13 protein-coding genes are annotated in these 7,174 nt (G+C 49.1%); all 13 read right to left on the reverse strand.

What is annotated here, in order from left to right:
* Positions 1-65 precede the first annotated feature (65 nt).
* Complete coding sequence (locus tag AB6D80_RS23630; RefSeq protein WP_372189785.1) at positions 66-488, reverse strand: hypothetical protein; 423 nt, start codon at positions 486-488, stop codon at positions 66-68.
* Positions 488-1,111 carry a hypothetical protein gene (locus AB6D80_RS23635; protein ID WP_372189787.1) on the reverse strand — a complete coding sequence of 208 codons (624 nt, stop codon included), beginning with the start codon at positions 1,109-1,111 and terminating at the stop codon, positions 488-490. Before AB6D80_RS23635 ends, AB6D80_RS23630 begins: the two co-directional genes overlap by 1 nt.
* Positions 1,108-2,064, reverse strand: coding sequence for a hypothetical protein (locus AB6D80_RS23640; RefSeq protein WP_372189789.1), 957 nt, complete (start codon positions 2,062-2,064; stop codon positions 1,108-1,110). The genes AB6D80_RS23635 and AB6D80_RS23640 overlap by 4 nt, the downstream gene beginning before the upstream one ends.
* Positions 2,045-2,251, reverse strand: coding sequence for a hypothetical protein (locus AB6D80_RS23645; RefSeq protein ID WP_048658788.1), 207 nt, complete (start codon positions 2,249-2,251; stop codon positions 2,045-2,047). The genes AB6D80_RS23640 and AB6D80_RS23645 overlap by 20 nt, the downstream gene beginning before the upstream one ends.
* On the reverse strand, positions 2,251-2,397 hold the full coding sequence (locus AB6D80_RS23650) for a hypothetical protein (protein WP_165901754.1): 147 nt from the start codon (positions 2,395-2,397) through the stop codon (positions 2,251-2,253). Before AB6D80_RS23650 ends, AB6D80_RS23645 begins: the two co-directional genes overlap by 1 nt.
* Before the next feature lie 3 nt (positions 2,398-2,400).
* Entirely contained in the window at positions 2,401-2,673 is a 273-nt protein-coding gene (locus tag AB6D80_RS23655; RefSeq protein WP_372189791.1) for a hypothetical protein, read from the reverse strand.
* Positions 2,674-2,682: 9 nt separating this feature from the next.
* Positions 2,683-3,498 (reverse strand): major capsid protein P2, encoded by an 816-nt coding sequence (locus AB6D80_RS23660; RefSeq protein WP_372189793.1) that lies wholly within the window; start codon positions 3,496-3,498, stop codon positions 2,683-2,685.
* A gap of 12 nt (positions 3,499-3,510) precedes the next feature.
* Positions 3,511-3,639 (reverse strand): hypothetical protein, encoded by a 129-nt coding sequence (locus tag AB6D80_RS23665; RefSeq protein WP_017081565.1) that lies wholly within the window; start codon positions 3,637-3,639, stop codon positions 3,511-3,513.
* Between the two features lie 131 nt (positions 3,640-3,770).
* Positions 3,771-4,535 (reverse strand): hypothetical protein, encoded by a 765-nt coding sequence (locus AB6D80_RS23670; RefSeq protein ID WP_048666226.1) that lies wholly within the window; start codon positions 4,533-4,535, stop codon positions 3,771-3,773.
* Positions 4,495-4,962, reverse strand: a complete 468-nt coding sequence (locus AB6D80_RS23675) for a hypothetical protein (RefSeq protein ID WP_182796383.1) — start codon at positions 4,960-4,962, stop codon at positions 4,495-4,497. Before AB6D80_RS23675 ends, AB6D80_RS23670 begins: the two co-directional genes overlap by 41 nt.
* The gene (locus AB6D80_RS23680) at positions 4,946-5,497 is read right to left on the reverse strand and encodes a hypothetical protein (protein WP_372189795.1); all 552 of its coding nucleotides are present in this window, start codon (positions 5,495-5,497) and stop codon (positions 4,946-4,948) included. The genes AB6D80_RS23675 and AB6D80_RS23680 overlap by 17 nt, the downstream gene beginning before the upstream one ends.
* The gene (locus tag AB6D80_RS23685) at positions 5,490-5,807 is read right to left on the reverse strand and encodes a hypothetical protein (protein ID WP_102428665.1); all 318 of its coding nucleotides are present in this window, start codon (positions 5,805-5,807) and stop codon (positions 5,490-5,492) included. Before AB6D80_RS23685 ends, AB6D80_RS23680 begins: the two co-directional genes overlap by 8 nt.
* 66 nt (positions 5,808-5,873) lie before the next feature.
* On the reverse strand, positions 5,874-7,174 hold a 1,301-nt coding region (locus tag AB6D80_RS23690), incomplete at its 5' end, for a replication endonuclease (protein WP_372189797.1).

The raw sequence follows: 7,174 nt of genomic DNA on the forward strand, positions 1-7,174 counted from the left end.
GATTAATTGAGTTGACGCTTGAGGCGCGTTGATCGTGACAATTCGCCCCTGCGTATCGACCTGTATCATCGCTCTAACTCCTTAAAGGTCGTTCGAGACACAATGCACACTTGAATATCAATATAATTGCAAGTAAATATGATTTTTTTCGCGTTGCTCGGTGTCAAAATAGGAATGAAATAAAATCGCATTGAAAAGCCAGCCACAAAGGGAACTACCATTGACCTATGGCTATTAGCTATCATCTCGTCATGAGCATCAAAGCATTGAGACCAAAAGGCGACTTGATCTAAGTTCCTTGAATTTTCGCTATCCAACCAACCCACTCGTACTTCCAGTAGCTCTACATCATCTGACAGAGAAAACTCTACTTTTCGGTTTGTGGCATCTGAAACTTGAGCATACTGGTTGCTTAATACTAATGACTGAAAACCACCGTTTCCCGTCTTATCACCACGACTGCCAATAGGATTGTGAAGTTCAAACATTAGATAAACTCCCCAATACGAACACCATTCCCAGCAACGCCTTCCAATGTAATGGCTTCATTGCTTTTGATAAGGACATGACCACCGGCGACAACCTCAATCAACCCTTGAACCAAAACAGAGCGATCATTATCTTGATAGGTTTGAATAAAGAGTCCTTTCCGCTCTTCATTTCCCGCAATGCTTTGTTCATCTCCCGTTAAATCCAGATAGCCCGTATCGATCTTTTGCAAGGTGTAAAGGTCAGCAAGCTTCTTCACAGTTAGCGTGTCATTTTGAATGCGCGTCTTCACTTCTGCTTGAACGGCACTGACAGTGATGGGGGTTAAGATTTCGCTAATCGTGACGGAATTATTAATATCGATGTTTTGAGATTTGGTGCTGATGGGAATGTCCGCCACTTGATATTCAACCGTGACCGGTTCCGCCTGATGGTTAAAAAGTTCAAGCTCATCAAAACGAGTGATATCCACCGTATCACCCCGCCCGATTTCTGTAGGACGTAACGCGTCTCCGCGAAGCATGAGGGAATGGCTGGCTTCACGAATGATGAGGTATTTGCCTGCCTGACCTGCGTTAAACTGAATGCTTTCGCCAGTGTTTAAGGTATGGAGTTGTTTCATTTCTTACGCCCCGAGACTAAATAGGCCATGGTCATTAACGTGCCGAGAATGCCCACCATAAGAGACACGTTTTTCAACAGCTCATTATTGCTTTCGTTCTCACCCGTTTGCTCTCTTGCTTTGGAAGCGTTCGCCATGGCAATCGCGGCTTTGGTGGTTTCCGTTTGTTGACCCGCCATGGATTTAATCGAATCTATCGCGTGCTCACTCAGGTTCGTGTTTGCCCCTATCGCATACTCACTCAGAGCAGCATTGGCTCCTAACGCACTCTCACCAAAGCTAAACGCGCCATCCAGTGCGTTTTCACCAAAATTAAGCGACGCATCTACGCTATCTGACGCCAAATCTAAGGCGTTATTGCCAAAGTTAAACGCCTCTTCTGCGGTCTTACCCGCCACCGCCATGGCACCGTGATCAGTCATGCTTAAATTAATGTCAGAGTTTTCTATCCCTGACAGAGCAAAGCCGTTGTTATCACCACCAATGCCCAGACTGTTGTTTTTGTTGGTGGTCGTGGTGATGGTTTTCGCATTGCTCTTTGATTTACTCCGTCCACCCATGTCATCAAACCTTATTTGTAATACGTGCTCATTCTTGTGGGTCTCAATCTCTCGCACGGGCAATTGCAATTTACGTTGAATGTAGCGATAAGCGCCGCGCTGATTAAAGTGAGCGCGAATCGAATCAAACCCATTCGCCACTCCGTGATTGAGAGCACTGAGCGTCCCGATGGCCATGTCACCCGCTAAAGCCACCACAACCAACTCCTTAGCGCCGGAGGGGGATTGCTCGCCGCGTAACAACATGAACGTGTCTTCGACTCGATAGAGGGACTCTCGCCCCGCTTTCACTTCAATTTCAGCTTGCTTGATGTAGTCACCAAGCGCTTTACTTAATTTCGGCTTGGCGTTTCCCCACGTTTCAGGAATTAAGTTACTTTCGAGTAAAAACATACAGCGCAAAAAGCGCCACGAGCGCGATTCCCCACCACGGTATGCCGTTATGACTGCCAAAGTTCATTGCGCCAGCCGTAAAGCCGCTGTTATTGGTCGTATTGGAGGTGTTCCCAGACGTTGCAGGTCCCGATGAGCCCCCCGTCAAGCCTCCGCCCCCTGTTAAAGAGGTGAGTGAGCCTAGCATTAGCGAAATACTCCTAATTTATAGGCAAGGTAGAGCAAAGCCATCACCGCAATCGCGGTTAAGGTTTTGTTGAGTCCCTGACTCACACCAACCCCGAGTGCTGTTCCAAGCCCCAGACCGCCCAAACCGATAAAAAGTAATGGCATGCGCTAATCCTTGAAGAGAACAATGAGAAGAACCACCACCAAGAGCGCCGCTATCCCACCACCGACATAAAGTAAGGTGTTATCTTTCTCCACGACAGCGCCACCTTGTGGCGTCGTCACGGCATTGCCATTATTGTCGACCACTGGGGTGTTTGGCTGCTGCGTGGTGTTGGGATTAGACGAATTCGCGTTGTGACCAAATAACCAATCGGCATTTTCGCCCACGCTATCGAGTGCCCCTTCACCAAACTCCAACAGGTCATCAAAAAAGCTCATGCGTGCTCCTTAGTATTTACCTGCGAGCATTTCGGGGCGAACTACTTTGACCGATTCAATCAAAATAGGAATTGAGCCGGCGACGTCACTCGTGGTCACTGAAAATTTCAAATTAGAGCTGTGTTGTGTTGGAAAGAGCTCATCAATAGAAAAGCCACGCACAATCGGATCAAAGTGAAAATAACCGGCTTGCGGGGTACGTTCGTTGCGTTTGGCGTTCGCTTCATTGATGAACTTGTTGGCTTCGTACTCTTTCACAAAGTCACGCTCAATTTCGAGCTTAGTAATGCCCGCGTGCATAAAGTGCGCTCGGCGCAAAGTGATTAACGGGCTTGAGACTAAGCTCGTAAACTCGTTTACCCCTGCGGCGTTCGCTGGCATGGTTTCACGCTTTATCATTGGAACCAAGATACGGGCAGGTTGCGCATTGGTGACCCAAGCATGAACCTGGATAGACAGGGGATCACCGCTGGCTTTCGCTTTGAACTGAACATCCAAATGAATGTTATCGCCCGCCTCCGTCACGAGTCCTGTGTAGCGAACCCCATTTTTAGTGCGAGCGGTAATGTCACTGAATGGGATCACGTAATGGCCATTCGTATGAGCACGTTGCTTGTAGCGCTCTAACATCAGGATTTCACTGCCCGTTAAGATATAGATTTCCTCTGCATTCAGCGTGATCGACAAGCGTTCAATCTCGGCGGCCTCGGCATTCGTCTCTAGCACTAACTCATGGTAAGTCGGCCCTACAGGAATAGGCAGCGTGCCTTTTTGTCCCCAAGCGGCACCGACCATGGAATTCAGTTTGATTGGTTTTACTGACATGTTTGTCTCCCCTTAAAACCAGCCACGTTTGCCGTTGATGAGTTGTTTGACTGCTTCTAACGTTGAGACGTTATTAATGATGGCAATCATCAGTAAGGTCAGTACAACAGCAATCAAGATGTTTTTATGCTGAGCTTTCATAAACTCCCCTGTCTCTCGACGTTGGATTTCGAACAGATACATTGAGTCTTTATAGAAGTGGAGTTGCGTTTAAAAAGAAAGGGGATTTAACCTATAGGTTGGACGGGTAACCTATAGGTTAAAAAGGCCGGTTATCGGTAGTTCAAATTGAGTCTTGAGCCTGACTGACAGTTCAGCGCCTTATGCTCAATATTACCGATACCATCACGGATCAAGAGGTATTCCGCGATCGGTTTTCCAATACGTTGCTTGTTGATCTTAGCGGATTTCAACGTCGCAATGGTATTCACATCCAACCCGCGTTTATCCGCGATCCATTGAGCATCACTCATGGAATTCACCGCGCCCACCCACCAAACGCTGGATTGCTCGGTCACGGTTTTCGGGACCTCTTGACCTCGTTGAAATATGGAGTGCACCACAAGGCCATACTGACGCCCGCCACGCAACAGCTCACCCGCACGACCTCGAAGTTTGCCAGAGGTTTCTACGCAGGAGGCTAACTCTTCAATCACCGTATAGAGCCGGCTTGCTCGGCCGTTACCGACCGACCACACCACTGACGCGAAAAATTCCAACTCTTCATAGGTTGCCCCATTGGCTGGTACGTACGCCAACTTAAACGAGCCGCCACGACGACGCGCCATCACCAGCGATTTCACAAACGCTAGACGTGACTTCGTGCCGTGGCACATTTGCCCTTGAAACTTACTCCCCGCGTAATTGGCGTAGGGGTCAAAAAAGACCGCTTGTGCGGTTTTAGGGATTAACCCTAAATACTTAACGGCTGAGGTTTTTCCTCCTCCCGTTCCCGCTACATAGAGGGTGTGTTCGGCATCAAAGGATGGGTTAGCGTTAACGGGATTCGGTAGGGCTAGGGGTTTTGGTTTGTTCACCCTCGACCTCCTTAGCTTGCATCAATACGGCCATTTGTTGTTTAGACGAATAGATCAAGCCCAAAACAGCAAGCAGTAACGTGGCCTCTTCGATGTAGTCCCCAAACACTCCCATCAAGGTTGAACCATGCTTTGCAAAGACCGGTTGCGCGGCATCAATGACGGCTTGTTTACCTTTACCGTCAAATTCAAACTCAACCCCTGAAATAATGGACGTGGCTTGTTCGGTCAAGGCGAACACAATATCCAGTAACCCCGCCATGGCTTCGGTTTTATCTTCGGTGACGGTTTCGGTTGAATCGGTTAGGTGAACCGAATCGGTCTCACCTTGCTCTTGCTGTTCAAGCTGCTCAATGACCGCCCCAAAATCTCCCCAATCATCCAACGCCGCAGGCTCATCCAACAAGACCTCATTCGTTTGCTCCATGCTCACCCCCTTGTGTTGGTTCGGTTGTGGCTTTCGGTTTGGGTAGCAGTTGAGAAAATGCCCAGAGGAGGAAGATAACCGACACCAACGCTGTTATGACTCGTTTAAAGGAAAACGTGCTTTGGGTGTTTTCAGCTTCTTCATCGTCGGCGGTTTCGGTTACCTCTCGGTTGGAAACCGCGTCTTTACTGGTTTCCTGTGTTTCTTCCTGTTCGGTTAACCCCTCGGTTAGCTCTATTCGGTTTGGTTCGGTTATCAAAACCGGATCAACCACCAACGGTTTCTCGGTGACCGTCGGTTGAAGTTCGGTTGAGTCAGCGACAAGATTCGCTTTAATGAACTTAGTCACTTCATGGCTATGTGAGCTGTTACCGCACTTCGGGCAACGGTAATACATCAATCCAATGTTGCGGCTGTTTTTAGGCGGCTCCCCTGTAGCGATGAGCTTCCCTTCCCCCACTTGATGGGCGCTGGCGACCGACTGACAAACTGGACAAGATATATACCCACGGATTGGGTTTTTATGTTCAGCCATGCTCCACCTCTGCACTTTCAATCTCATCAAGCTGCTGCTTTTGAGCCTCTACGACTGAGCGGTATTTCAGGCGAGCCACCCCATTGAGCTTTTCGAGGTGTTCAAGCTGCTCAAACAAGTTAACGGGAAGGCCTAACGCCTCCAGTGAAAGGTTGCCACTCACCAACATTCCCATGGCTTTTTTCATGAGTGCGCCGGTGTCCATTTCTTTAAAACGGTCAATTTCCACTTTTAGGCTGGCGGTCAGCTTATCAGCCGCATCGAGGGCGGCTAAATCTCGTTGACACTCCTCAAGCGATAGTCTTTTCATTGTCTTCCCCTGTCTCTCGACGTTGGTATTGGATAAAAGGCCCCTGATTCACATCGTTGGCGTGGGTTAAGTCACTCCCAATCTTCCATTTATCAGGCTGAGAGTGGTGTGCTTATCAATGGGGATTTTCGCCCCCATCGACAGTGGTTTGAGTAAGCATTGAACCCCTTTAATGCTCCAACCCGTCACGTCCATCAACGCTTTTTCGAGCGGGGATATCTCCATTTCCGGAGGTGGGTTACACTTATTTTCAGTGCTCCAAGGGACAGCGCTCCGCGCTTTTTTCCACGCGTCCACATCGCACTTCGCCACCACCGAAAAGTGATCGCGGCAGGTCTCGATCACGTGACCTAACCATTCCAACCCGATCACCCGTTTGGTGGTTTCGCCGTACTGGTTAATCTGCGTTTCATGAGCGAGGCGTAAATCCCCAATGTGCTGAGTAAATTCTTTCCATCGTGATTTATCCGCATGCTCATGTAAGTCGATTAACGCTTCATCAATCGCCACATCGGCTTTGTTCGCGCGTCTGAGTTGTCGCCACAGACCCACGGCAGGAGAGCCCGATTGTGAAAACTGCTTAATGCCCCAAGCGCTGGCCCACGCTCTAACCGAGACTGCAGTTTCTTCCGCGGCGCCTTTGGGCAGGTGTGCGCCGTTAATGTTTTTGGAGATGTATTTGATGATGTAGCCAGTAGCGCTACCTTTCTTAGGGTTGCAAGGTTTCGCGTGAAAACGGGCTTTGCGTTTCTTTTTGTTGTAGAGCTCGTCGCCATCTTCACTTCGGGCAATCTTCGCACAAATGCGCATGAGCTCGGCTTTGTATTCTGCAGGGCAATAGACAAAGGCATGCAAGTGAGGTGTCCCGTCTTTGTGGGGCTCGGCCACCCGTAGGCCAAACCAAGGAATGTCTTGTTTGGCGAAGTGGGCGCGGGCGAGCCTCCATTGCTCCATCAGGCTTTGATGCGCTTCTTTGACGGTGCAGCCGTTCCACTTAGGTGAATTACGGTGATACTTTGAGGGCAACGTCCAATTGATGAAGACCCCTTCAAATCCCATATCGATGGCCCGCTCTTCATCCCCGCGACTGCGAACCACCAATTCAACGCGGCGGTTTTCAAGGTTCGTTGTCGTGCGAGAGGCCACCTCATCGAGATTGAACTCTTGCAGGGTGTCGTGGTTGATGACCACCATACTTTTCATGAAGGCTTCGGACTCGCGTAATTGCTGCTTGAAGTTGGAGAGAGTCAGGCGCGATACATAACTATGTTGACTGGGTTGTTCTCCGACATTGCCAAGGGTGACTTGAGCGTGTTCAATGTAGCGCTTGCGAAGGCGTTTGAATTTACGCACTAAGTTTTTAGGAT

Source organism: Vibrio sp. 10N.247.310.17 (assembly GCF_041466605.1).
GTDB lineage: Bacteria > Pseudomonadota > Gammaproteobacteria > Enterobacterales > Vibrionaceae > Vibrio > Vibrio tasmaniensis_A.

Bases quoted from the DNA above. Each gene is read 5' to 3' on its own strand.
- AB6D80_RS23630 (WP_372189785.1), bottom strand. From the start codon at position 488: ATGTTTGAACTTCACAATCCTATTGGCAGTCGTGGTGATAAGACGGGA.
- AB6D80_RS23635 (WP_372189787.1), bottom strand. From the start codon at position 1,111: ATGAAACAACTCCATACCTTAAACACTGGCGAAAGCATTCAGTTTAAC.
- AB6D80_RS23640 (WP_372189789.1), bottom strand. From the start codon at position 2,064: ATGTTTTTACTCGAAAGTAACTTAATTCCTGAAACGTGGGGAAACGCC.
- AB6D80_RS23645 (WP_048658788.1), bottom strand. From the start codon at position 2,251: ATGCTAGGCTCACTCACCTCTTTAACAGGGGGCGGAGGCTTGACGGGG.
- AB6D80_RS23650 (WP_165901754.1), bottom strand. From the start codon at position 2,397: ATGCCATTACTTTTTATCGGTTTGGGCGGTCTGGGGCTTGGAACAGCA.
- AB6D80_RS23655 (WP_372189791.1), bottom strand. From the start codon at position 2,673: ATGAGCTTTTTTGATGACCTGTTGGAGTTTGGTGAAGGGGCACTCGAT.
- AB6D80_RS23660 (WP_372189793.1), bottom strand. From the start codon at position 3,498: ATGTCAGTAAAACCAATCAAACTGAATTCCATGGTCGGTGCCGCTTGG.
- AB6D80_RS23665 (WP_017081565.1), bottom strand. From the start codon at position 3,639: ATGAAAGCTCAGCATAAAAACATCTTGATTGCTGTTGTACTGACCTTA.
- AB6D80_RS23675 (WP_182796383.1), bottom strand. From the start codon at position 4,962: ATGGAGCAAACGAATGAGGTCTTGTTGGATGAGCCTGCGGCGTTGGAT.
- AB6D80_RS23680 (WP_372189795.1), bottom strand. From the start codon at position 5,497: ATGGCTGAACATAAAAACCCAATCCGTGGGTATATATCTTGTCCAGTT.
- AB6D80_RS23685 (WP_102428665.1), bottom strand. From the start codon at position 5,807: ATGAAAAGACTATCGCTTGAGGAGTGTCAACGAGATTTAGCCGCCCTC.